Source organism: Plantactinospora sp. DSM 117369 (assembly GCF_053764795.1).
Genome location: NZ_CM132446.1, coordinates 6,249,527 through 6,273,182, shown reverse-complemented (window position 1 = coordinate 6,273,182; position 23,656 = coordinate 6,249,527). Strand labels below are relative to the sequence as shown.

Sequence of the window (23,656 nt, the reverse complement as noted above, 5' to 3'; positions counted from 1 at the left end):
ACGGCGATGGCAGGAACCCACTCCGTCGCCGTCTCCGACGAGCATGCCCCGCCGGGCTGGCCGACGCCCTGGGCAGCCACGGCCTCCCGGCGACCACGGCGCACACGGCTTCCCGGCGACCACGGCGCGGTCCCGGCGGCCGGCAGGGTCGTGGGGATGCCGGCGTACCTTCACGCGGACGCGGCCTGCCGGTGCAGTACCGCCGTGGTGGGTGCGCTGGTGTCGTAGCCGGCGGCCTGGAGGGAGAACAGCTCGGCGTACCGGCCGGCGGCGGCGATCAGTTCGTCGTGGGTGCCGGCCTCAACCAGCCGGCCGTGGTGCAGGACGTAGATGCGGTCGGCGTGCCGCACGTTGGCCAGCCGGTGGGTGATGAGGATCGTGGTGGCCCGGCCCTGCCGGTCGCGGATCGCCTGGAACAGCGCGTCTTCGGCGCGGGGGTCGAGGGCGGAGGATGGTTCGTCCATGATGAGCAGGTCGGCGTCGCGCAGGAAGCCGCGGGCTGCGGTGATGCGCTGCCACTGCCCGCCGGAGAGATCCTGCCCGTTGGCAAAGGTGCGGTCGAGCAGCGTGTCGTACCCGTGCGGCAGCTCGCAGATCATGTCGTGTGCGACGGCGCGGGCGGCAGCGGCCCCGATTCGGTCCTGGTCCGGATCGCTGGAGATGTCGCCGATGGCGATGTTCGTGGCGGCGGTGAACGGCCACTTGTGGTAGTCCTGTGTGACGACCGCGATCCGGGACCGCAGCTTGTCGACGTCCCAGTCCGGCAGGGGCCGGCCGTTGTAGCGGATGGTCCCGCCGGTGGGCGTGCGCAGGGTGGCGATCATGGCGGCGAGGGTCGACTTGCCGGAGCCGTTCTCCCCGACGAACGCCACCGTCTGCCCCGCGTTGATGGTGAGGGTCACGCCATCGACGGCCGACTTGTCCCGGTCGCGGTAGCGCAGGCTGACCGCCTCGACAGCGATCTCACGTAGCCGACCACCGGCCGCGGCGTGCGGGGCCACCACGGCCTTGGGCGGGAGGTAGTCGGCGGCGCGCGCCATGAAGCCGGTGTAGTCGCGGAAGTGCTGGCCCTCGGTGTAGACGCGGTCGACCTGGAACGTGACCACGGACAGGGAGCGCTGCGCGGACTGCACGGCGATCACGCAGGTCGCCGCGGCGGCGAGCGGGATCTGCCCGTCGACGAGCAGCAGCCCGAGCAGGGCGTAGACCGCGGCCGTGGCCACGCCGCCGACCATCGCCCCGACGGTGGTGGTCGTGGTGACCCGCCGGGCCAGGGCGAGCTGGATCGCCGTCTCCACGCCCATCACCCGGTCGTACTGGTCGAGCAGGAACCGGCGCAGCCCGTACGAGCGCAGCTCCGGCGCCGAGGCCCGCTCGGCCATCAGGCGGTGCAGCAGCCACAGCCGGCGCCGGCGGACCGAGCCGGCCGCGTAGGTCTGGTAGCGCAGGTGACCGGCGCGCAGTGACGCCCACGCGTTGGGTACCGTCGCGACCAGCAGCGCCACCAGCAGCAACGGGTGGACCACGACGACGGCAACCGCCACGGCGAGCAGCCCGGCGAGCCCGGCGAGCAGGTTCATCGACGACTGCACCAGGTCGGTGGTGGAGCCCGCGCCACGGGAGGCGCGTTCCATGTCGTCGGCGAACGCGTCGGCGTCGAACGCCTCCAGCCGGACGGCGGTGGTCACCTCGAACAGGCGCCGCTCCACCTCGCGGTCCACCTTCGGGGCGAGCCCGTTCTGCGCGTACCCCATCGCGGTCGCCATCCCCGCCCGTAGCCCGGTCACCGCGGCGAGGGCGACCAGCGCGGGCAGTGCGGCGATCACCTTGTCGCCGGTGGGGCCGCCCGCGAACAGCTCCACCAGCACCCGCTGCGCGGCGAGGAGCCCGAATGCGGACATCATCCCCGCGGCCACTGTCGTCGCCGCCACCACCGACGTCCGGACCCGGTCGGCACGCCAGCTCACCACCAGCGCGGCCCAGACCAGGCGGGGCAACTCGGCGAAGACGGCGAACAGGCCCGCCTGTGCCCGCGCCCGCACTCCGGTCTCCCACCACATCTCCCGCAGTTCCGGCAGCACCGAATCCGTCTTCGCCGGTACCGGCGGGGCGGGTGTGCGGTGGTCGGTTGTGGGCATGGGGTACCTCCGGATCATGAACTGGCTACAAGCGGCCGCCCCGGGGAGAAGCCGAGTCGTACCCGCTGCTGGGGTCGGTGAGCGGCAGCCCGGCTGTCGGCCGCTTGCCGGGCCGGGTGATGGTGAAGCCGAGGCGACCGGAGGGCATGGATGGACCGTAGGACGCCCTCCGCCCGACACGCCCGCAGCGCCGGGCGCGGAAATTGTCGGTAGACGCGAACACCAACTCCGACAGATCTTTGACACCGCGCGGCACCCCTTGCGGTCACCGTCGGTGCCCGGCGTCCCGGTGTTACCCGGGCCGCGTGGACGTCGGGGTCGCGCCTGCGGCGACCATCGATGCTGCCCGGGCCGTCCACTCCTCGTCGGCGGCCCGCTTCCTGGCGAGCCCGTCCCGCCCGTCGTAGCGGATGAACGCTGGTAGGGCCGCCGCCAGCGCCAGCGTGCCGACCACGCAGAGCACACCACCGGAGACGATCGACCCGCCGATGCCCATGAAACGGGCGGCGACGCCGGAGCGGAGTTGGCCGAGCAGCGGCCCGGTGGCGTACGAGATCATCTCGATGCCGGCCAGCCGGCCACGCAGGTGATCCGGGATGGTCTGGTTCCAGATGGTCATCCGGAAGATGCCCGAGACCATGTCGGCCGCACCGGCGAACGCGAGGAAGACGAGCGCGAGCCAGAGCCAGTCGGTCAGGCCGAAGCCGATGATCCCCACGCCCCACAGCCCGGCGGCGATCACGACCATCAGCCCGTGCCGGTGCACCCGCCCGGTCCAACCGGAGGTCACCGTCGCGAGCAGCGAACCGGCGGCGGGTGCCGCGTAGAGCAGGCCGAGCACCGCAGGGCCGCCGAGCTTGCTCGCCATGAAGGGGTACAGCGCCTGTGGCATCCCGAAGAACATCGCGTTGATGTCCACGAGGTAGGTACCGAGCAGTTCGGGCCGACTTCGCGCGTAGCGCAGGCCGGTCACCACGGAGCGCAGCGAGGGGCGCTCGGCGGCCGGCGGAGGCGGCACGGCCTTGACCAGATACAGGCAGATCAGTGAGAAGGCGAACGTGCCGAGGTCGACCGCGTAGACCCACGGCATGTCGACCGACGCGATCAGCAGGCCGGCGACGGCCGGGCCGCCGAGTTGTGCGATCTGCATCCGCAGGGAGTTCAGCGCGCTGGCCGCCGGGATCTCGTCCAGCGTGACGACGCGCGGGGTGAGTCCTTCGAGCGCCGGCCGCTGGATGCCGTCGATCGCGGCGGTGAGCGCGGCGATGACGTAGAGCAGCCAGAGGTGCGGGCGGTCGAAGAGCGAGTTGACCAGCAGCACGCCGCAGAGCGCGGTGAAGGCGACCTCGGCACCCAGCACCAGCGCGCGGCGGTCGAGGTAGTCGGCCAGGGCGCCGCCGACGAAGGCCATCACCAGCAGGGGTACGAGTTCGCACACGCCGAGCAGACCGACCAGGAGCGGATCGTCGGTCAGCGCGTACACCTGGAAGGGGATGGTGACGTACGTTATGAACGACCCGAACCCGGACACCCCGCTCGCCGCGAACAGGAGTCGATAGTCCCGCGACGTGCGCAACGGCGTGACGTCGAGCGCCATCCGGCGGAGCAGGCGTTTCACGAACCGTGATGGTCCACCACTGGTGCTGCCGGTGTCGACCGGGTTTCCGGTCGGTCGCCGGACACCGAACCCGGCAGGGGTTGAGAGAGATTCGTCAGTCGAGAATCCGGAAGACACCGATGTCATCGGCGAGGGCACCCTGGGCGGGCACCGTCTGGTTCAGCGAGGCCTCCACGCCCACCCAGCCGTGGAAGACGCCGTTGTCGTCGACGACCTGGAGCATCGGCTTGACGTGCGAGTTGCCGGTGTAGCAGGTTTCACCGCGATCCATGGCGTGCTTCAGTCGCCACCCCCACAGGGTGTCCCGGCGGTGGCCGGTCGGGGAGTTGGCCGGGGCGATGTAGTACTCCGTCGCCGTGGCGGTGCCCGCCGCGCCGGTTTCCCCCGCGATGCACTGGCCGCCCGAACAGACGTTCCAGCTCCGTAGCCAGAAGGGGCTGCCGTCACCGGTGTCGATGTAGGGGGCGGCGCTGGCCTCGCTGGTCTTCCACAGGTGGTAGCGGTGTACGTACCGGGACCAGTCCGTGGTGGCGATCGCGGAGAGCGGCCGGCGGGCGTCCCAGCCGGCGTTGCTGCCGTTGCCGAAGCCGTGTGTGGCGCCGAAGTTGTTGGCGCTCAGCTCCACATTGGCCAGCGCGCCGCCGGCCTTCGTCGTCAGTGTCCACTCCTCCCACTGCCCGCCGCTCCAGTTGACGCGCAGGGTGCTGCCGGAGACGGAGTAGGTGCCGGTCAGGGTCTTGGACGCGCCCGTCGACTGGTAGCCACCCGCGGTGGCGACCCGGCAGTCGCGGTCGGCGCAGTTGGTGGCGGTGAACTCGGTGTACGCCCGGGCCACCCGCACCCGCTGTGACCAGTGCCAGTGGCGCTCGCTGACGGTGCCGTCGGGGCTGAAGGTGTACTGGCCGAGTCGAACCCAGTTCTCGGTCGAGGCGACCTTGAGGCCGCCGACCGCGATGGTGAAGTTGGCCTTGCCGAGGGGGAGGGCCGCCGCCCGCGCGCTGGTGACCGGCAGCATGGCGGCCAGGAGGGCCGTCGCCGCCAACGATGCGAGGGTGGTGATGCGACTGCGCATGCACGCTCCTGGGTGTGCGGAGTGGGTCTCGTGGAGGTTCGGCGTGCAGACCCTATCGAATGTGGACGATGGAATCCGACCCACGAGTCTCGGCTGCGCCGCGCCGCGCCGATCCGCGCGATCTCCGGTCCGGTGGCGCTGGGCACTTCAGGGCCGCCGGCTCGGCGGGCAATCGAGTCCCGCGCGGCGCGGCGAGCAATTAGTAAGGACTGTGAACAAAAAGATTAGTAAGGTTTACGAACAGAACATGTTACGGTCACCTCCATCGATGTGCGGCCCGCCATCGGCCCGAGGTATCCCAGGAAGGAGTGACCACATGTCGAGACTGCGCGCCCTCGTCGCGCTCGCGACGCTGGTTGCCGCGAGTGGACTCATGGCGATCATCCCGTCGACCCCGGCATCGGCGGCGGCCTGCGCCGCGCCGTGGCAGTCCTCGGCCGTCTACTGGGGCGGCGACCAGGTCTCCCGCAGCGGGCGCAACTACCAGGCGAAATGGTGGACCCAGAACGAGGCGCCGCCGGGCACCACCGGCGTCTGGCAGGACCTCGGCGCCTGTGACGGCGGCACCACGCCGCCACCAGGAGGAAGCTGCGACCACCCCAACTGGGTCGCCGGCACCTGGTACGCCACCGGCAGCATCGTGCGGTACACCAACGGCCTGTACTACATCGCCGAGCATGACAACCCCGGCTACGACCCCGTGGTCAGCACCTGGTACTGGGAGCCGTACACCTGCGGCGGCCAACCGCCGACCAATCCGCCCCCCACCGGCCCCGGCGGCTTCGTGGTCAGCGAGGCGCAGTTCAACCAGATGTTCCCGAGCCGCAACTCCTTCTACACGTATTCCGGACTCGTCGCCGCCCTCAGCGCGTACCCGGCGTTCACCAAGACCGGCAGCGCCACCGTCCAGCGCCAGGAGGCCGCGGCCTTCCTGGCGAACGTGCACCACGAGACCGGTGGACTCGTGCACATCGTGGAGCAGAACACCGCGAACTACCCGCACTACTGCGACCCCGGCCAACCCTACGGCTGCCCCGCCGGACAGGCCGCCTACTACGGGCGGGGGCCGATCCAGCTGAGCTGGAACTTCAACTACAACGCCGCCGGCAACGCCCTCGGCCTCCCCCTGCTGACGAACCCCTGGCTGGTGCAGAACGACGCCGCGGTGGCCTGGAAGACCGCGATCTGGTACTGGATGACCCAGAACGGGCCGGGCAGCATGACCGCCCACCACGCGATGGCCACCGGCGCCGGGTTCGGCGAGACCATCCGCAGCATCAACGGCTCGATCGAATGCAACGGCGGGAACCCCGCCCAGGTGCAGAGCCGCGTCACCAGGTACCAGCAGTTCGTCGGCATCCTCGGGGTACCGGCCGGCGCCAATCTCCACTGCTGATCCACGGCTGGGCCTCGTCACCCGTCGGCACGCGGGCGACGAGGCCCGACCGGCGCCCCGGACAGTTACCCGGGACGATCGACGCCGGTGCCTGCCAGCCTCGGGGACGCAGGACGCGTTCGACTGGTCCAGAATTCAGATACGCGTTCTCGGCTGCGGTTGGATCGTCGCGACCGCGCCGTTGAGCGACGTCAGGGCACGGTTCTGGTGTGCGACGGCCTTACGCAACGCGTCGGCCGGTCCGGTCTGCCCGGCGGTGGCGGCGGCACCGGCCAGCTCGGTCATGCACTCCTCCAGTCCGGAGCCGATCCTCTGCAGGATGGCGAGCAGGATTGCCGGTTCGGTTACCCGCACGTCGCCGCGCAGGTGGAGCGCCAGCTCCTCGAGGGCCTGTTGCGAGTCGATCGCCAGGTTGACGAGCTTCGGGTCGGGGGTGTCGGGCATCAGCCGGCCCTGCCCGCGCGCGGAGTCGGCGGGTCGGCGGCGGCGCGGCGTAGGCGGTGGGCGATCTGGGCGGGAGAGTCGGGGGGTGGTGCCACCAGTCCAGGATGCCAGCGGATACCCGCGACGCCCTCGGGCCTCCGATCATCACTTCGGCCTGAGCGGTCCGGGGCCGGGCGCCGATTGGACTGTCCCCTTTCCTGCCCACGGGCACCGAATCGCCGCACCTCGGCGGGTACGGCGACGGTCGGGCGATTTGGCGTCGGCCGATCGGCGGTCATCGGGGCGCGTCGCGGCGCCTGGTGGCGGCCCGGCCGTCGTCGGTGACCGCGCCCCTGGTCTCGTAGCCGGGGATGTCGCCGACGTGGCCCGGGCCGGACCGCCGCAGCTCACCGGGGCGCTGACCAGGTCGCGCGCACTACTGGGTGGAGGTCGCCGGGTTGCCGGGCGACTTGCGGTTGCCGAGCAGGTACGTCAGCGCCACGCCGGCGATCGCCAGCACGATCTGCAGACTGATTTCCTTCCATCCGTACTGCCGGTCGTCTCCGAAGAGCAGTGCGAGTACGGCGGCCACCAGCGCGCCGGCCACGGCGAGCGCGGGCGCCAGCCAGATGGCGTTGGCCTGGCGGCCTTTCAGCGCGAACCCGCCGATGAGGCCGATGAGGACACCGATGATGACGGCGAAGAGGAAGTTCATGTCGGGTACTGCCTCTTTCTTCTCTCGAAGGGACGGATGCCCCAAGAGGATCCTCACGTTCTCGACGGACGTCAATATGTCGCAGGATCCGGTCACGAGTGATCCGAGGATCAGCCATCAGGATCAAGGACGCGCTGTCCACCGCGTGCACGAGCGCGTCTGGCGGCACGGCGCGATATCGATATAGGCGCAATCCTTGCGCCGTCCTCGACACCTGCTTTCCGCCTTCATAAGGTGGGCGATCACACAGTCTGTGGTGAAGAAGGGCGGTCCAGTGCCCAACACCCTGGTGGAGGTGTCGACGGTCGGGGACGGCACCCTCGTCGTGCAGCCGCACGGGCCGGTCGGGATCGACTGCGCCGCCGAACTGCGGCACATTCTCGTGCGTGCGGTCCGCAAGATCCGGCCGTGGCGTGTGATGGTGGACCTGTCGGACGTGTCGGCCCTGGACCCGATCGGCGTCGGCACGCTCGCCGCCGCCTGCCACGTCGGGGACGACGACAATGTCATTGTTTCCTTCTGCACCGGGTCCGCGGTCATAGCCAGCCGGCTCGCCGCCGCCGGGGTCCCGCCGCAACGTCTCCGGCAGACCCGGTGAGATCGGCCCGAACAGGTGGCCGACGCGCTGCCTGACGACGTTGCACGCCTGCGATAGAAACGGTTGCATGCGTAGATTCCTGATCTCGGCCGTGCTCGCCCTGACGCTGGTGACGGGGGCGGCCGGGCAGGCGGCGGCGGTTCCCCCCGGAAGCCCTTCGCCGCGGTCGGCGGCCGCGGGCTGGTCGGTGACCGACGGCAAGCTGACGTGGCGCTCGGAGAGCTGGGTGCCGATCGGCGACGCCGCCGTGGAGTTCTGGTCGGGCGACGAGCGGCTCGGCCGGGCTCGCCCCCACCCGGACGGTCGCACCTTCAGCCTCGGGTTGAGCGGGTCCGTCCGGTTCGGCGGACTGACGGTGCGGGCCGCCGGCAGGCGGATCGACCAGGCCCCGACGCACAGCAGCCCTCGCCGCACCGCGCCGATTGCCGCCGTGCCGGCCCCACAGCCGGCCGGCGCCGTCGATCCCGGCGTCGCCGGGCCGTACCGGTCCGTCACCGGAGAATACGACCTGCCCGCCGTCAAGCTGCCCGACTTCCCGGAGAAGGTCGAGATGCGCGCCGTCGTGGTCGCCCCGCAGGGTGCGTCCGGCACCCGGCCGCTCGCCCTGTTCCTGCACGGTCGGCACACCTTCTGCTACCGAGGAGCCGAGGAGGTGCCCCAGGAGTGGCCGTGCCCGGCCGGCACCGACCCGATCCCGAGCCACCGGGGCTACCTACAGGCCCAGCGGCTGCTCGCCTCGCAGGGCTACCTGACCGTGTCCATCTCGGCCAACGGTGTCAACGGGCAGGACTGGGACGCCGAGGACGGCGGCGCCCAGGCACGCTCCTCGCTCGTCCGGCTGCACCTGGCGAACTGGGCCGACTGGGCGGGTGCCGGACGCGCCGACGCTCCGGCGATCGTGCGCGCCGCGCCGCGCGCCGACCTGTCCCGGGTGTTCCTGGTGGGCCACTCCCGCGGCGGCGAGGGCGTCAGCCGCGCGACGATGGACTCGCTCACTCCGCCGCCCGCCGCGCAGGACGGCTACCACGGCAAAGTCCGCTGGAGCGTACGCGGACTGCTGCTCATCGGCCCCACCATCTTCGGCCACGACCCGGTGCCGGACGTCCCGTCGGTGACCATCCTGCCCGGCTGCGACGGCGACGTCTCCGACCTGCAGGGCCAGATGTTCGTGGACGAGACCCGGGACGTCAGCGGCAGCCGGGCGCTGCGCAGCGCGCTGTACGTGGTCGGCGCCAACCACAACTTCTTCAACACCGAGTGGACGCCCGGGCAGTCGGTGGCACCGTCCGTCGACGACTTCCGTGCCGGTGACGAGCCCGACCCGGTCTGCTCGCCCGGCGCCGGGACCCGACTCACCGCGGCGCAGCAGCAGACCGTCGGCGCGACCTACATCGCCGCCGCCGCGCGGCTGTTCGTCGCTGGCGACGACCGGGTCCGGCCGCTGCTCGACGGCAGCGGCGTGCGGGCACCGTCGGCCGACCCGGCCCGGGTGCTCGGCCACGCGCTCGGTGCCAACCGTACCCGGCTGCTCACCCCGGACCCGTCGATGACGGTGTCCGCCGGCGCGCGGATCTGCGACCAGGTAACCGACGACCCCGAGCGCTCCTGTATCCCCCCGGAGGACCGGAACGCCCTCCGGGCGCACTTCGTGCCGTTCCTCTGGACCGTCCCCGAGCCCGGCCGGTACGCGGCAGCGTTGAACTGGTCCGCCGCCGGCAGCCGGATCCGGCTGGCCCCGGCCCGCCCGGTCACCGTCGCCGGTGCCCGCGACCTGGCGCTGCGCGTGATCGTCCCACCGAACACGACCGGTACCCGGCTCGGCGTCACCGTCGTCGGCACGGACGGCCGCCGCAGCACGCTGGGCGAGGTCCGGATCGACGGCCTGCCCGGCACCGACAACACGACCTCGTACTGGGGCCAGGAGGTGCGGGTGCCGCTCAAGGACGCACCCGCGAGGCTGGCCGCCATCGAACTCACCCCGCGCACTGGGCCGGGCCGGGCCTGGCTGCTCGACGCGTGGGGCTGGCAGCCGGGTACCCCGCACGCGCGCCCGGAACGCCTGCCACGGCTCGACATCGGCACCCTGCGGGTCGCCGAGGGCGACTCCGGCACGAAGACGTACGAGATCCCGGTGACCGTCACCGGAGACGGCGGCGGTGTCGTGCGGCTGTTCCAGTCCGACGACACGACGTTCACGAGCCGTTCCTGGCTGGTCACCGTCCAGCCCGGGCAGCGCACCATCCGGGTGCCGATCGACGTCACCGGTGACACAGTGTGGAACTACACCGAGAATCAGACCCTGGCCGCCAAGGCGGAGCGGGGCTTCGTGATCGGCAGCTACTACGGCGGAATCTCGACCGTCAACGACGACCCTGAGCCGACGCTCTCCATCGAGTCCGCCTCCGCCCGCGCCGCCGAGGGCGAGACGCTGACCTGGCGCTTCTCCTCGTCGGCGCCGACCGAGACGGGCATTTACGCGTACACCCTGCCGCAGGCTCCGGCCAGCGGCGTGGAATTGTCCACCACGGACGTCGACCCGGACTGGTTCACCCTGCTCTCGCTGGAGCCGGTGCAGCCGTCACGCCCGCTGTCGCAGACCTGGCTGGCGCCGTACCTGTTCATCGAGCCGGCCGCGACCACCGGCGAGATCACCGTACCGACGATCACCGACTCGGTGGCCGAACCGGACGAGTTCGTCGAGCTGCATTTCGCAGACATGCCGGAAGGGCCGGTACCGAGCACGGTGTTGACCGGTGTGGTGACCGGCGGCTGACCGATGGGTCCGGGCCGCACCGCGGGGTGCGGCCCGGACCCGCTCGGGTCGGGACGCACGCCGAAGCAGCCGTCGTCAGGTGGCGGGCCGCGACCTCGGCGGCGCGTGCCGTAGCGCGAACGCCCTCGACCGGCCGGTGGGGCGGTCAGAGTGTGAACAGCCGGACCTGGATGGCGGAGCGGTCCGCCGGCGGATCTCCGTGGATCCACAGCCCCCGGGTCACCAGCGCACCGCCCCCGGCGCCCAGTAGTTCGTTGCTGCCCTTGCCGACCCATTCGACCCGACCGGTGACCGCGTGTCGGACCCAGGTCAGCTCGCGCTCGGGGCCCTCGGCCGGCTGGTACGTCGTCTGGTAGCCGAGCCGTTCTCCGGCAGCCAGCGTCCGGTGTACCCATTCCGGGCCGCCGTCGCCGTCTTCCGGCAGCTCCGAGATCCACCGCCGGTCGCCGGTGCCCAGGTCGTGGCCGGCAATCCTCCGCTGCCCGTCGTGGCGCGTCACCACCACGTCCCCGACCGTCGCCAGCGGGGAGGTGCCGTTGTCGCCGTTCCACCGGACCCGTCCCGTGGCGAGGTCGAGTGCCTGGGGTCGCCCCTCCGGCGTCGCCGCCAGCAGCGCCCCGGCGGCCACCTGCGGAACCCAGGCATCACAGGGCTGCGTGGCCACGTCGCGGCCGGGTGGCCGGATCCGGGCCGTCCACTTCGCCGCCCCGCCCCGTACGTCGTACCCGGTGACCGCGAATTCGCACGGGTCGGCCGTACGCCAGCGCAGGTAGCTGCGGTCGTCGCCGACGGTGAACCGCTCACCGTCGGCGAGCGTCGCTCCCTCGGAGAGGACCTTGCCGGTGCCGGCGTCCAGGGCCAGCGTCCGGTACGCGCCGTTGCCCTGGTACTGCCCGGCGATCAGTACCCGGGTCTCCCCGGCGGTCAGCGGGCGTAGCCGGTCGGCCGCCAGCCGGCCCGGGCGAGCCGGCGCCGCCTCCGCGGGATCGGCCGACAGTTCGGTCCAGTACGCCGGCACGTCGGCGCCGCGCGAACGGCTCTGCCTGGTGTGCGTCCAGCGCAGCCGACCGCTGCCGATGTCGTACGCCCGGATGGCGCAGCGCGGTTCGCAGGTGCTCAGGAACAGGGTCGTCCAGCTCGCGGCGGCGCCGGTCACCGGTGCCGTCTCCCGGGCCAGCCGGCCGGTGTCCAGGTCGAGGACCTGCACCGCGTTGTCCAGGAAGATCAGTACGGCGTCCCGGGTGACCTGGATCCTGCGCCACTGTTGCGACCCGGACGACGCCTCCCGCTGCCAGCGCGACACTCCGCTGTGCCGGTCGAGCACGGCCATCCCGCCCGGCTCGGTCACCACCACGACCCGGTCACCGGAGACCGCGGCGCCGCTCGGTATGCCGAGCGAACTGGGCAGCGACGTGCTCCAGGCGGCTTCCCGCTGGGCGACCCCGACTGTCGGGTCCGCGTCCGGTTCCCCGCCCGCTGTCGTCGCCGCGACGGCGAACAGCGCCAGCGGCACCGCGACCAGTACCCGTACCCGTCCGAGCAGTGCGGGCACGCGCGCCGCCGGTGAACCCTTTTCGACCTCCCCGTGCCGTGCGGTGGGCCGCAAGGTCAGACGCGGTGCGTGAGGGCCGCGCGGTCTGGGTGCGAAAGGGTTCAGTGCCCATACCAGGCCGAGTGGCGTGAGCCGGCGGGGCGTGCCGGCCGGCGGCCGGTCGCCGTCGGTGCGGCGGACGACCGTGCGCCGTCCGATCCACCAGGCCAGGCCGAGCGCCGGCAGGGCGACCAGGTCGGTGGGGTCGGCGAGCACCCGCGAGGGTCCGGCTACCGAGGACCACACCGCGGAGGCCAGTGCGGCGCCCGGTGCGGTCAGCTTGACCAGTGCGAATCCCAGTCCGGTGCTGATCACGCAGGCCGCGACGAGCAGCCGCCCGCGACGGACCGGGAACGCCGCCGCCAACCCACCGCCGAGCACGGCCGGCGCCACCACCAGGCCGGCGAAGTCGCTGACCTTGCCGGTCAGCGGGCCCGGCCAGCACGCCTTGAGGAGGTGGTCGTTGACCAGCAGCAGCACGGTGGCCGCGACCGTGCCGGGATGGCCGAGCCAGCGCAGTCCGAGATCGAGGTTCCGCATCGGACAGAGCCTTCCGGGACACCGTCACGAACCCGACAAGACGCGGTCGCGATCCGGGACCGCCGGAGCCGTCCGGCGCCGAGGGCCTGGACGGGCCTGTTCGGTGCGTCCGTACTTTCGTCGAGCTATCTGAAAGTTAGAGTCGTTGGGACGAAACATCTAGACATCCAAACGTAACGATCGTAGGGTTTGCCTCGCCAGGCAGCGGCGTGCCCGGTCAGCTCAGGACGTATGAGGTTTCCCGTCGGCCATCACGGTGCGCGCCGCCGAGCGGTCCGCCACGCCGTGACGGTGCGGCGTCGTCCCGCTCACCCCTGGGAGGAAACGTGTTCCTACCATCCCGACGAGCGCGCACATCGATTCTGGGCACGGTCGCCACCGTGCTCGCCGTCGCGGCCGTGTGCCTGCCGGCCGGCGGTGCCACGGCCGCGCCGCCGCCACAGGAGCCCGGTGTCACGCTGCGGGTTTTCGACCTTCAGGTGCCGCTGAACAACCTCTGCACCCTCAAGGCCGCGCAGACCCCGAACATCGACAAGCTCATGCCGGTGGTCGACTGGACCAGCGCGGCCGACTTCGGTTTCGAGAACTACTTCCTGGCCCAGGTCCTCGGCAACATCAACATCGCCCAGGCCGGCAGCTACACCTTCCGGCTGCTCAGCGACGACGGGTCGCGACTGCTGATCGACGACGCGGTCGTCGTCGACCACGACGGGCTGCACGGACCGGATCCGAAGGACGGCACGGTCGACCTCACCACCGGCTACCACTCGCTGCGGATCGAGCACTTCGAGCGCGACGGCGGCCAGCAGCTGACGCTGCAGTGGCGCACACCCGGCTCGACGTCGTTCGTCACCGTGCCCAACTCGGTGCTGAGCACCGACGCCGGGGTCGTCCGGGTGACCGCGCCCGGCCGCAAAGAGTGCGAGGCCAGTGGTGACGCGCCCGGTGACGGGCTGCCGCTCACCGCCGTACATCCCGGCTTCACGCTGACGAACCTGCGGCCCAGCGGCTTCGAGCCGCAGGTCACCGGCTTCGACTGGCTGCCGGACGGGCGCCTCGCGGTGCTCACCTGGGGAGGCTCGCTGACCACCGCCGGCGAGGTCTGGCTGCTGGGCAACGTCACCGGCAACACCAGCCCGGCCCAGGTGACCCGGACCCGGGTGGCCAGCGGGCTCCAGGAGCCGATGGGCATCACCTACGTCGACGGCAAGCTCTACGTGTCGGAGAAGCACCGGCTCACGGAGCTGAACGACACCAACGGCGACGGGGTGACCGACAACTACCGCACCGTGGCCACCTGGCCGTTCGGCCAGAACTTCCACGAGTTCGGGTTCGGGCTGCTCTACGCCGACGGGTTCTTCTACCTGAACCTCTCGGTGTCGATCAACTACGGCGGCGCGACCACGAACCCGCAGCCGGCGGGTAACCGGGGCACGACCATCAAGGTGAACCGGACGACCGGCGCGGTGTCGTACGTCGCGGGCGGGCTGCGTACCCCGCACGGCATCGGCTGGGGGCCCGAGAACGGGCTCTTCGTCACCGACAACCAGGGCGGCTACCAGCCGGCCTCCAAGCTGCTGCACATCAAGCAGGACCGGTTCTTCAACCACTACCTCAACCCGGCCGGGCCGTTCGACAACAACCCGGTGACCCAGCCGGTCATCTGGTTCCCGCAGAACGAGATCGGCAACTCGCCGAGTACGCCGGTGATGATGACCCAGGGGCCCTTCGCCGGGCAGATGGCGATCGGCGACGTGACGTACGGCGGCCTCCAGCGGGCGTACCTGGAGAAGGTCAACGGGGAGTACCAGGGCGCGCTGTTCCGGATGACGCAGGGGCTTGAGGCCGGTGTCTCCGAGGTCAGCGTCGGCCCGGACGGTGCCCTCTACACCGGTGGCCTGCACGGCGGTGGGAACTGGGGCCAGGAGGGCAAGCTCAGCTACGGCCTGCAGAAGATCACCCCGAACGGCAGCGCCACCTTCGACATGCTGGCGATGCGGGCCCGGTCGAACGGTTTCGAGATCGAGTACACCAAGCCGCTCTCGGCGGCGACCGCGACGGCGCTGGCCTCGAAGTACCGGGTCAAGCAGTGGCGGTACGTCCCGACCGCCGCCTACGGCGGGCCGAAGGTGGACGAGGAGACGCTGTCGGTCTCCTCGGCGACGCTGTCGGCGGACGGCAAGAAGGTCACCCTGGTCGTCAACGGGCTCAAGGCCGGCCGGGTGGTACACGTCCGCTCGCCCCGGCCGTTCAGCGCGAGCGACGGCCAGGCGCTGTGGAGCACCGAGGTCTGGTACACCCTCAACGCCATCCCCGGCCAGGTGCCGCCGGTCAACCTCGCCCTGGGCAAGCCGGCCACGGCCGACAGTTCCTGCTCGGCGACCGAGGGCCCGGCGAAGGCCGTCAACGGGACCACCACCTCGGGGAACCTCGACAAGTGGTGCTCGTCGGGATCCAGCCGGTGGTTGCAGGTCGACCTCGGCTCGACCCAGAGCGTGAACCGGGTCGTCGTCGCGCACGCCGGTGCCGGCGGTGAGGCCGCCGCCTGGAACACCCGCGACTTCGCCGTCCAGGTCAGCACCAACGGCACCGCCTGGACGACGGTCGCGAACGTCACCGCGAACACCGCCAACACCACCACGCACACCTTCGCGGCGACCCAGGCCCGGTACGTCCGCCTCGCCATCACCACCCCGAGCAGCGACGGCAACAACGCGGCCCGGATCTACGAGTTCGAGGTGTACGGCGGTGCCGCCCCGGCATCGGGCAACCTCGCCCTGGGGCGGCCGGCGACGGCGGACAGTTCCTGCTCCGGCACCGAGGGACCGTCGCAGGCGGTCAACGGCAGCGTGAGCGGCGGCAACAGCGACAAGTGGTGCTCTCTCGGCGCCACCAAGTGGTTGCAGGTCGACCTCGGCACCACCCAGACGGTGCACCGGTTCGTGGTCCGGCACGCGGGCGCCGGTGGCGAGAACGCCGCCTGGAACACCCGCGACTTCGCCGTCCAGGTCAGCACCAACGGCACCGCCTGGACCACGGTCGCGAACGTCACCGGCAACACCGCGAACGTCACCACCCACGACATCCCGGCCAGCCAGGCCAGGTACGCGCGACTGACCGTGACCGCGCCGACCAGTACCACCGACAACGCGGCCCGGATCTACGAGTTCGAGGCGTACGGACCCGGTGGGAACACCGGTCGGATCACGCTCTTCGACGGGACGAACATGGACAACTTCCAGCAGGCCAACGGGGCCAACCCGACCTGGCCGCTGGGCAACGGCGGAGTGGAGGTGCTCGGCGGCGACATCCGGAGTCGGCAGAGCTTCGGCGACGTCAAGCTGCACATCGAGTTCTGGCTGCCGAACCTGCCGGCCGACGTCACCGGGCAGGCCCGGGCGAACAGCGGCATCTACCTGCAGGACCGGTACGAGTTGCAGGTGCTCGACTCGTACGGCGATACCACCCCGGCCAGCAACGAGTGCGGCGCCATCTACGAGAAGCTGGCGCCGAGGGTGAACGCCGCGACCGCGCCGCAGACCTGGCAGACGTACGACGTGACGTTCCGCGCCGCCCGGTTCGACGCCTCCGGGGCCAAGACGGAGAACGCCCGGGTCACCGTCGTGTGGAACGGCGTCACCGTGCACGACAACGCCGAGATCACCGGGCCGACCGGCGGCGGAGCACCGGAGGGGCCATCGGTGGGCCCGATCCGCCTCCAGGACCACGGCGACCCCGGCCCCAATCTGTTCTACCGGAACATCTGGGTCGAGCCGCTCAGCTAGTGCGGTGTCCACTAACGTTCACCGGGTTTCCGGTGGTGTTGTGGATCCTCGCCGGTGACGGCGAGCGACTCCCCACCCGGTGGTTGGTGGGGCGGGCCACCGCTGGCCAACCGACCCTCACGCCCCGGGGTGTTGTGGTGGGCGGCGGGGGTCACGTCGGGACCGGCCGGCACCGGGCAGGTGCCGGCCGGCTCGACGGTGCGTGACCACCCCACCCGACACCACCGGCACAGCGGCAGCAGGGGTGGGTGGGGTGGTAGGTCCGCCGCCCGGAGTCCGGGTGGCGATGATGGCCGCCGCGACCAGGTCACGATGGCCCGCAAATTCGCAGTACGAACAGGTGAGGTTCCGGTCTCGGGGTTTCGGTATCCGCCGGGTGCAGGCGGGGCAGGTCGACGACGTTCCCCGCTCGTCGACCAGAACGACTCTGATCCCGGCCAGGGTCGCCTTGTCGTGGAGGATGCGGATGAGGTGACCGATCTGCCACTGCCGCAACCGCAGGTTGTGCCGCCGCCCGGCCTGGAGGTCGAGCACGCCACGAGGGTCACCAACCCGCAGGGTCCCGACCTGGTGAGCCACAGCCCAGCCGATCACCGTCTTCGCCGCCTCGTGCTGGGCCTGCCGGACCCGCCGCCGATGCCGGCCCTCCACCACCCGCGCCCGACACCGATACCGCCGCCACCGCCGCCACCGCCGCGACCCCCGCTGCCCCCTTCCCGGCGCCCGACGGGAGACAGCACGGCGACGCCGCTTCGTATCCGACAGGTGCTGGCGGTGTTCGGCCCGGATCGCGCGGCCGGACACCAACAGGGCCTGCCCGTCGGGGCCGGCGACCGCGTACGGATGGATCACCCCCAGATCCACCCCCGCTACCCGCCCCAGGTGCGGACCCTCACCGACCGGATATTCCGTGACCGGGATCTCGGCGGTCACATCCAGGAACAACCGACCACCCTCGCAGAGCAGGGTGACCGACCGCACCTGCTCGGCTGGGTAGGGCAGGCGCCGGGCCAGCCGCAGCCACAACGGCGCCGTCCCACGTGCGGTCGGGACACGGACCCGACGGTCGTCGAGGGTGAAGGTCCCGTGATACCAGCGCACCGGCATCAAGAACCGGCGACGACGCGGAAACCGGACGGCGGCGTCGCCGTCCTTGCGGCGTTTCGCCGCCGCGAACCAGGCGTCGGAGAAGCGGCGCAACACCGACCGGGCGCCCGTGGAGTCCAAGTCCCCGAACGTCCCCGGTCCGGCAGCGGCCAACTCCCGACACAACTCTTGATAACCCGCCAACGGGACGTCCCGACGGACTCGACGCCACGCGTTGACCTCCAACACACACGCCCACACGTCCCCGGCCGACCGGAGCAGCCCGAAACACCGCCGCCGCTGACCTGACGTCAACCGCAACCCCACCCGTGCGGTCCGATACACCACCACAGCAGCGGCCGGATCCCGACGACGAGGCATGACCCACAGCCAACCCGACTGGTACGACAGAAACCCGGCAAACGTTACTGGACACCGCACTAGCCGGCTTCCGGTGCACCGCCCGTCGTGTGCGGCGGGCGGTGCACCGGCGGCGGACGTGCGAACGGGACCCCGACGCGTCGAAGATCGGCCTCGTCACCACGTTCGTCAACCGCGGCGACGGCTCGTTCGTGGCCGGGCCGGTGGCGAACGATGACCTGGCGCACGCCTACCGGGCGCGTCCAAAGGTGATCAAGGAACGCGACAACGACTGGGTCAGCCGGGGCGCCGCGCTGACCATCGTCACCCCACCGGTCTAAGGCCGGGCTGACCAGCACCGACCCGCGGCCAGGGCTCGATCGGAGAAGCCGATGGCCAGCAACGGCGATGCCGGCTGGTGCGCCGGTAAGACGATCTCAGGCCACGGGCAGGTCAGCGGCACGCCAGAGGCCGAGTGTTTTGTCGGCGTAGGCGCCGCCGGCCTCCGTACAGCCCTCCACGATCACGCAGAGTGGCTCGGGCAGGCAGAACGGCGGCAGCTGGAAGTTGAGCGGGCGCCAGTCGCCGGTAGCGGCGTCGGCGTTGATGTCGATCTCGACGAACGTGGTCATCAGCACGTACTCGGCGCCGCTGGCCTTGATGTTGGCCAGCGCCCGCCGGATCTGGTCGTACGTCAGGTGTACCAGGCAGTCGCGGCACAGGACCAGGTCGGCCCGGGGCAGGCGATCGCGGGTCAGATCGAGCAGTTTAAAACGCCGGTGCTCGTCGGCGTATCGAGCGTTGTTGCGGTCGACGATATCCGCGACGATGTCGGCGCCGATGTAGCGGTCGAGCGTGGTCAGGTCGACGTGCCGCATCCAGCCAAAGTCGCCGCAGGGTGCATCGAGCATCACCTTCACGCCGAGCCGTCGCAGCAGCGCGGGGATCTCCACGCGGAGCACCGCCGTGGCGCCCAGTTCGGAGCCCTCGCCCGAGGTGGATTCCGAGCTTCCCCACAGGTTCGTGCGGTGGATGTAGGTGAAAATCTCGTCCTGTAGCCGGCCGGTCAGCTCGGCGGCGCGCTCGTGGTAGCGCAGGCTGGCGAGCACCGGCGGGCGCTCGGCGGCCGGGGGAAGGGGCCGGGGCGGACGGTCCTGGTCGCTCATGACGCTATTGTTCACGCTCCTAAGAACTGGGTATCGGCGGCGGCAGGCTGGCCCCAGCCGGCCGCTCAGCCGGTAGCGGCGGCGTGGGTGAGGGTGTCGACGAGCACGACGGCCGCATGCGTGGTTGAGTGGGTCGAGAGGGCCCGCCACGCGAAGGGAGCCGAAGACGTGAACGGTGCACAGCTGCTCGGTGACGGGTTCGGCCGGGTACGCGACGAGCTGCGGGCGACGGTCGAAGGGCTGACTACGGAGCAGCTCGGGTACCGCCCCACGCCGGAGGCCAACTCGATCGGTTGGCTGGCCTGGCACCTGACCCGGATCCAGGACGACCACGTCGCCGACGTCGCCGGGACGGAGCAGGTCTGGACGGCGGCCGGCTGGTCCGACGAGTTCGGGCTGCCGTTCGACGTGTCGGCGACCGGCTTTGGACACAGCAGCGCCGACGTCGCGGCGGTACGGGTCCGGCCGGAGCAGTTGCTCGGCTACTACGACGCGGTGCACGACCGGACTGTCGAGTTCCTCTCCGGACTCACCGACGACGACTTCGACCGGATCGTCGACCCCTCGTGGGATCCGCCGGTGAGCCTCGGCGCCCGCCTGGTCAGCGTGCTCACCGACGACCTGGAGCACCTCGGGCAGGCGGCCTACGTACGCGGCATGCTGCCCCACTGACCGCCGGGCGGGTTCCGGGCGGAGTCAGCACATCCTCATCACTCGGACGGCGGGCCTGCGCATGCCGTTCACCGGACTGTCGATGATCTTCGAGTTCGAGACGGTGTGGCTACCTTTCCCCACGCCGTGGAGGCGAGATGTCGCTGCGCAGGACCCGTACCCGCTGCTGACCACCGCCGCGGCGCTGGTGGCACCGCTATCAACACGGGCGGGCTCGCGATGGAGTTCGCGCCGAGCCCGGAGAATCCGTGGGACGCGGCCTCGGCGACCGACCGGCCCGAGTCGCCGACCGTGCTGACCGTGGCGGTCTATCCGGACCGGACGGTGGTGCGCGCGTTCGACGTGCTCACCGGCGGGCAGCTCAACGAGGCTGTGCTGGGCAACCCGCTCTACCGTGGCTGACCGAGCCGACCCGGAACAGGAAGGAGTCCCGGTCCGGTGACCATCGGGCCGGGGCTCCGGCACCTCCGCGTCCGCCTGCCACGGCCGATTACCCGGTCCGGCCTCCTCCGGCTCCGGTGATCGCCGCCAGACCGTCCAGCGCGCGCCGGCTCGCTGCCTCGTGGCGTCGGTCGCCGAGGGCGCCGAACGCCGCAGCGGCTTGGTCGAGCAGAGTTGCCGCGTCGTGGAGCCGGCCGGTCTCGCGTACGGCGATCGCCAGCTCGTGCCGGGCGTACGCGGCGCCCCAGCCGTCGTCCACCTCGGTGAAGAGGCGGAGGGCCGCGTGGTGCTGGTCGATGGCGTCGAGGGCCCGGCCGGTGTGGGTCAGCGCCCGGCCGAGGCCGACCCGGGTCATCGCCTCGCTGCCGGTGCTGCCGAGGGCCTGGAAGATGCGCAGCGCGCGGCCGTACTCCCGCAGCGCCTGTGCCGAACCATCCGATCGGGTCAGCGCGTGGCCGAGATGGTTGAGGGCGGCCGCCTCCTCCCACCAGTCGCCGTACTCGTGGGCCAGCGCGGCAGCCCGGCGCAGTACGGTGGCGGCCTGGGCGTACCGGCCCAGTTCGGACAGGGCCATGCCCATCCGATCCAGTGCCCACGCCTCCTCGACGGTGCCGGCACCGCGCGCCACCCGGACCGCCTCGCTGGCGCAGCGCAGTGCCGCGGCCGGCCGTCGTAACTGGTACCAGGCGAGCGCCAGCGCGTTCAGGGCCACCGCTGTCGGAACGGCGGCGCCCTGTCGGCGGGCCAGGCCGAGCGCTGTGCGGGCCAGTTCTCGCAGGTCGCGCCAGTGACAGCGCAGATCGTAGAACCAGGGCAGCACCGGGACCAGCGGGTGGACGAGATCGGCGCGGTTCAGCGCGGCGGCCCGCCGTACGCCACCGAGAATCGCCGCACGCTCGGCCTCGAGCCACCGGATCGCCTGCTGCTGACTGGCGTGGTCGGTGGTGCGCCGCCGGCCGTTGCGCGGGGCGCCGCCGGCCGTGTCGTCCAGGGCGAGCCGGGCGGCCATCTCCGCCGTCGTGCCGAGCAGCCAGCCGAGCAGGTCCTCCTCCGCGCCTCGACGTTGGTCTGGCTCTTCCTCGACGATCAGGCGCTCCCGGGCGTAGAGCGCCAGCAGGTCGTGGATCCGGTACCGGCCGGGCGCCGTGCCGGGCTGGACCATGCCCGCCTGCTCGACGCCGCGCAGCAGCCCCTCGGCCACCGAGGGCACCGTCCGGGTCAGGGCAGCGGCGGCTGGGACGGTGCACTCCGGTACGGGCAGTAGGGCGAGGCGGCGGAAGAGCCGGCGGGCGTCGGCCGGCAGGATCCGGTACGACATGTCGAAGCTGCTCCGCACCGCGCGGTCGCCGCCGGCCAGCCAGTCCAGGCGTTGGTGCCGGTCGGCCAGCGCCTCGGCGCAGTCGCGGAGTCGCCATCCGGGCCAGGCGGCCAGTCGGCGGCCGGCGATCCGGGCGGCCAGTGGCAGTCCGGCGCACCGCCGGGCGATCTCCGTGGCGGCGGCGGGCTCGGCAGCGATCCGGGCGGCCCCGACGATCTTGCCGAGCAGCGCTGTGGTGTCCTGTTCGGACAGTGGTCGGACGGGATGGTGCAGCGTGCCGTCCAGACCCGTCAGCGGGTTGCGACTGGTCACGATGACCAGAACCTCGGCGGAGCCGGGCAGCAGCGGCCGGACCTGGGCCTCGGTTGCGGCGTTGTCGACCAGGACGAGCATCCGGCGGCCGGCCAGCAGCGACCGGTACCAGCCGGCCAGCTCGGCGTCGCCGTTGCGCGCCACCGCGTCCGCGACCCCGAGTGCGCGTAGCCACTGCCCGAGGGCGACGGCCGGCGCGACCGGCCGCTCGTCCGCGCCGCGCAGGTCGACGAAGAGTTGCCCGTCCGGGAAGTCCGGGGCGAGCAGGTGCGCCAGGTGCACCGCGAGACTGGTCTTGCCCACGCCCGGCGGTCCGGAGACCACCAGTACGGCCGGCGCCCGCGCGGCGGCGGCCGACAGCACAGCCAGGTCGTCGTCGCGGCCCACGAGGTCGGCCAGGTCTGCGGGAAGCTGGGCGGGGCGCGGACCGGCCGGCGGAGACTCGACCGGACCGGCCGGGGCGGCGTTGCTAGCTGACTCGCCGTCGGCCCTGGCCGCGAGCGCCTCCTGCCACTTTCGGCGCAGTGTCGCGGCGTGTTCCGGGAAGACCCGCTCGTACCGGTGCAGCAGGTCCTCCGGCGGCAGGCGCCGGCCGTGCTCGTAATCAGAGAGTGCGCTGTGTGCGCGCAGGCCCAACCGGCGGGCGAGTACCCGCAGCGACAGGCCGGCGAGCCGGCGGCAGCGGCGTAGCGCCGTGCCCAGCGCGGCGTACAGGGCTTCGGTCATCACCAGTTCCAGCGGAGGCGACGGTGGCGCGGAGTCGGCGCGGTGAATCGGATGTGCTGGAAGCGTTCCGCAATCGGTCTGAAGAACGCAAGTCGACCGTGACGGTTGGTTGACTGTGCACCGTGCCGACGGTGGATCGGGTGTCGTGGAGGGGGTAGAGCGTGGTAGGGCAGCCGTTTCCGCTGTTGCCCGTGGTGCGGCCGGCCTCCGGCGCGGGGGAGATCCGGTCCGGCTACCTCCACCTGCAGTTTCCGTCGGTGGACCTGGCGGCGGTGCTGGGCTTGGTCGACGTGGCGCTCGGCAAGCAGGGCTGGCTGCCGGGCGAAGCGCCGAACCGCGGTGCCCGGGCCGGGGACGGCCCGCGGTCGTACTACCAGAGCTGGCGGCATCCGACGGCGCCGGTCTGGCTGGCACGGGCGGCCATCGCGTCCCATCCGGTGGCCGTGACCATCGGCCGCGAGCGGAGCGGGTCCCCGTTCTCGCCGGGCCGCCGGCTGCTCCGTAGCACGCTGCTGTACCTGGTACGCCGAGCCAGGAGCCTCGGCGGTGTACCGCTGTCCGACGCGGCGCTGCCGCGGTTCCACGCGGATGCCCAGCGCCGGGTCGTCCAGGCGACCGCGATCGCGTTCGAGCTCGAACAGTTGACGTTCGCGCTGCGACACCGCAGGTGTCCGCGCTGTGCCCGCTGGGGTGAGCCACGGCAGCGCTGGTGCTGGGCCTGCCAGTACGAGTTCACCGGCGAGGAGGACCACGTGGCCGATGCCGCCGCGGCCGCCGCGCGGCAGCGCATCGACTGGCTTCGTGCACAGCGGCTCGACGAGCCCACCGGCCGACCACCGGCCGCGCCACCGCTGTCCGCGCTCGGCCTGGGCGGGCCGGCATGACCGAGCAGAGCGACGGCGTCAGCCAGCTCAGCCCGACATGCC

At 71.7% G+C, this 23,656-nt stretch carries 18 protein-coding genes; 8 read left to right on the top strand and 10 right to left on the bottom strand.

The window, feature by feature from the left end; translation table 11 throughout:
• Nucleotides 1–170 precede the first annotated feature (170 nt).
• From ACSMXO_RS26795 to ACSMXO_RS26780, 4 genes are all read right to left on the bottom strand, one after another.
• Nucleotides 171–2,138 carry an ABC transporter ATP-binding protein gene (locus ACSMXO_RS26795; protein ID WP_455414296.1) on the bottom strand — a complete coding sequence of 656 codons (1,968 nt, stop codon included), beginning with the start codon at nucleotides 2,136–2,138 and terminating at the stop codon, nucleotides 171–173.
• Nucleotides 2,139–2,163: 25 nt separating this feature from the next.
• Nucleotides 2,164–2,286, bottom strand: a complete 123-nt coding sequence (locus ACSMXO_RS26790; protein WP_455414295.1) for a hypothetical protein — start codon at nucleotides 2,284–2,286, stop codon at nucleotides 2,164–2,166.
• 144 nt (nucleotides 2,287–2,430) lie between these two features.
• The gene (locus tag ACSMXO_RS26785; RefSeq protein ID WP_455414294.1) at nucleotides 2,431–3,756 is read right to left on the bottom strand and encodes an MFS transporter; all 1,326 of its coding nucleotides are present in this window, start codon (nucleotides 3,754–3,756) and stop codon (nucleotides 2,431–2,433) included.
• 94 nt (nucleotides 3,757–3,850) lie between these two features.
• On the bottom strand, nucleotides 3,851–4,828 hold the full coding sequence (locus ACSMXO_RS26780) for a hypothetical protein (RefSeq protein WP_455414293.1): 978 nt from the start codon (nucleotides 4,826–4,828) through the stop codon (nucleotides 3,851–3,853).
• Between the two features lie 316 nt (nucleotides 4,829–5,144).
• On the opposite strand from ACSMXO_RS26780, the gene ACSMXO_RS26775 reads away from it, so the two are divergent.
• The gene (locus ACSMXO_RS26775) at nucleotides 5,145–6,224 is read left to right on the top strand and encodes a glycoside hydrolase family 19 protein (RefSeq protein WP_346261796.1); all 1,080 of its coding nucleotides are present in this window, start codon (nucleotides 5,145–5,147) and stop codon (nucleotides 6,222–6,224) included.
• 135 nt (nucleotides 6,225–6,359) lie between these two features.
• Here ACSMXO_RS26775 and ACSMXO_RS26770 read toward each other — a convergent pair whose 3' ends face one another.
• Both ACSMXO_RS26770 and ACSMXO_RS26765 read right to left on the bottom strand, forming a co-directional pair.
• Nucleotides 6,360–6,668, bottom strand: a complete 309-nt coding sequence (locus ACSMXO_RS26770; protein WP_455414292.1) for a hypothetical protein — start codon at nucleotides 6,666–6,668, stop codon at nucleotides 6,360–6,362.
• Nucleotides 6,669–7,083: 415 nt separating this feature from the next.
• Entirely contained in the window at nucleotides 7,084–7,437 is a 354-nt protein-coding gene (locus ACSMXO_RS26765) for a hypothetical protein (protein ID WP_346261794.1), read from the bottom strand.
• Between the two features lie 199 nt (nucleotides 7,438–7,636).
• Here ACSMXO_RS26765 and ACSMXO_RS26760 point away from each other — a divergent pair, with 199 nt between their 5' ends.
• Together ACSMXO_RS26760 and ACSMXO_RS26755 are read left to right on the top strand one after the other, a co-directional pair.
• Entirely contained in the window at nucleotides 7,637–7,960 is a 324-nt protein-coding gene (locus ACSMXO_RS26760) for an STAS domain-containing protein (RefSeq protein WP_346261793.1), read from the top strand.
• A gap of 67 nt (nucleotides 7,961–8,027) precedes the next feature.
• Nucleotides 8,028–10,733: a hypothetical protein gene (locus ACSMXO_RS26755; RefSeq protein WP_455414291.1), complete on the top strand. Its 2,706-nt coding sequence runs from the start codon at nucleotides 8,028–8,030 to the stop codon at nucleotides 10,731–10,733.
• Between the two features lie 145 nt (nucleotides 10,734–10,878).
• Here ACSMXO_RS26755 and ACSMXO_RS26750 read toward each other — a convergent pair whose 3' ends face one another.
• Nucleotides 10,879–12,864 (bottom strand): outer membrane protein assembly factor BamB family protein, encoded by a 1,986-nt coding sequence (locus ACSMXO_RS26750; protein WP_455414290.1) that lies wholly within the window; start codon nucleotides 12,862–12,864, stop codon nucleotides 10,879–10,881.
• 380 nt (nucleotides 12,865–13,244) lie between these two features.
• Between ACSMXO_RS26750 and ACSMXO_RS26745 the strand changes: the two genes are divergently transcribed.
• Nucleotides 13,245–16,649 carry a discoidin domain-containing protein gene (locus ACSMXO_RS26745; RefSeq protein ID WP_455414289.1) on the top strand — a complete coding sequence of 1,135 codons (3,405 nt, stop codon included), beginning with the start codon at nucleotides 13,245–13,247 and terminating at the stop codon, nucleotides 16,647–16,649.
• A 117-nt stretch (nucleotides 16,650–16,766) separates the two neighbouring features.
• Here ACSMXO_RS26745 and ACSMXO_RS26740 read toward each other — a convergent pair whose 3' ends face one another.
• Nucleotides 16,767–18,116: an RNA-guided endonuclease InsQ/TnpB family protein gene (locus ACSMXO_RS26740; protein ID WP_455414288.1), complete on the bottom strand. Its 1,350-nt coding sequence runs from the start codon at nucleotides 18,114–18,116 to the stop codon at nucleotides 16,767–16,769.
• 89 nt (nucleotides 18,117–18,205) lie between these two features.
• Between ACSMXO_RS26740 and ACSMXO_RS26735 the strand changes: the two genes are divergently transcribed.
• Nucleotides 18,206–18,436: a hypothetical protein gene (locus ACSMXO_RS26735; protein ID WP_455414287.1), complete on the top strand. Its 231-nt coding sequence runs from the start codon at nucleotides 18,206–18,208 to the stop codon at nucleotides 18,434–18,436.
• Nucleotides 18,437–18,532: 96 nt separating this feature from the next.
• Here the strand turns inward: ACSMXO_RS26735 and ACSMXO_RS26730 are convergent, their stop codons facing one another.
• A complete protein-coding gene (locus tag ACSMXO_RS26730; RefSeq protein ID WP_455414286.1) occupies nucleotides 18,533–19,261 on the bottom strand; it encodes a class I SAM-dependent methyltransferase in 729 nt (242 codons plus the stop codon).
• A 168-nt stretch (nucleotides 19,262–19,429) separates the two neighbouring features.
• Here ACSMXO_RS26730 and ACSMXO_RS26725 point away from each other — a divergent pair, with 168 nt between their 5' ends.
• The gene (locus ACSMXO_RS26725; RefSeq protein WP_455414285.1) at nucleotides 19,430–19,933 is read left to right on the top strand and encodes a mycothiol transferase; all 504 of its coding nucleotides are present in this window, start codon (nucleotides 19,430–19,432) and stop codon (nucleotides 19,931–19,933) included.
• 219 nt (nucleotides 19,934–20,152) lie between these two features.
• Nucleotides 20,153–20,335: a hypothetical protein gene (locus tag ACSMXO_RS26720; RefSeq protein WP_455414284.1), complete on the top strand. Its 183-nt coding sequence runs from the start codon at nucleotides 20,153–20,155 to the stop codon at nucleotides 20,333–20,335.
• 88 nt (nucleotides 20,336–20,423) lie between these two features.
• Here ACSMXO_RS26720 and ACSMXO_RS26715 read toward each other — a convergent pair whose 3' ends face one another.
• Nucleotides 20,424–22,730 (bottom strand): ATP-binding protein, encoded by a 2,307-nt coding sequence (locus ACSMXO_RS26715; protein ID WP_455414283.1) that lies wholly within the window; start codon nucleotides 22,728–22,730, stop codon nucleotides 20,424–20,426.
• Between the two features lie 191 nt (nucleotides 22,731–22,921).
• Between ACSMXO_RS26715 and ACSMXO_RS26710 the strand changes: the two genes are divergently transcribed.
• Nucleotides 22,922–23,614 carry a hypothetical protein gene (locus ACSMXO_RS26710; RefSeq protein WP_455414282.1) on the top strand — a complete coding sequence of 231 codons (693 nt, stop codon included), beginning with the start codon at nucleotides 22,922–22,924 and terminating at the stop codon, nucleotides 23,612–23,614.
• The last annotated feature ends 42 nt before the right edge of the window (nucleotides 23,615–23,656 follow it).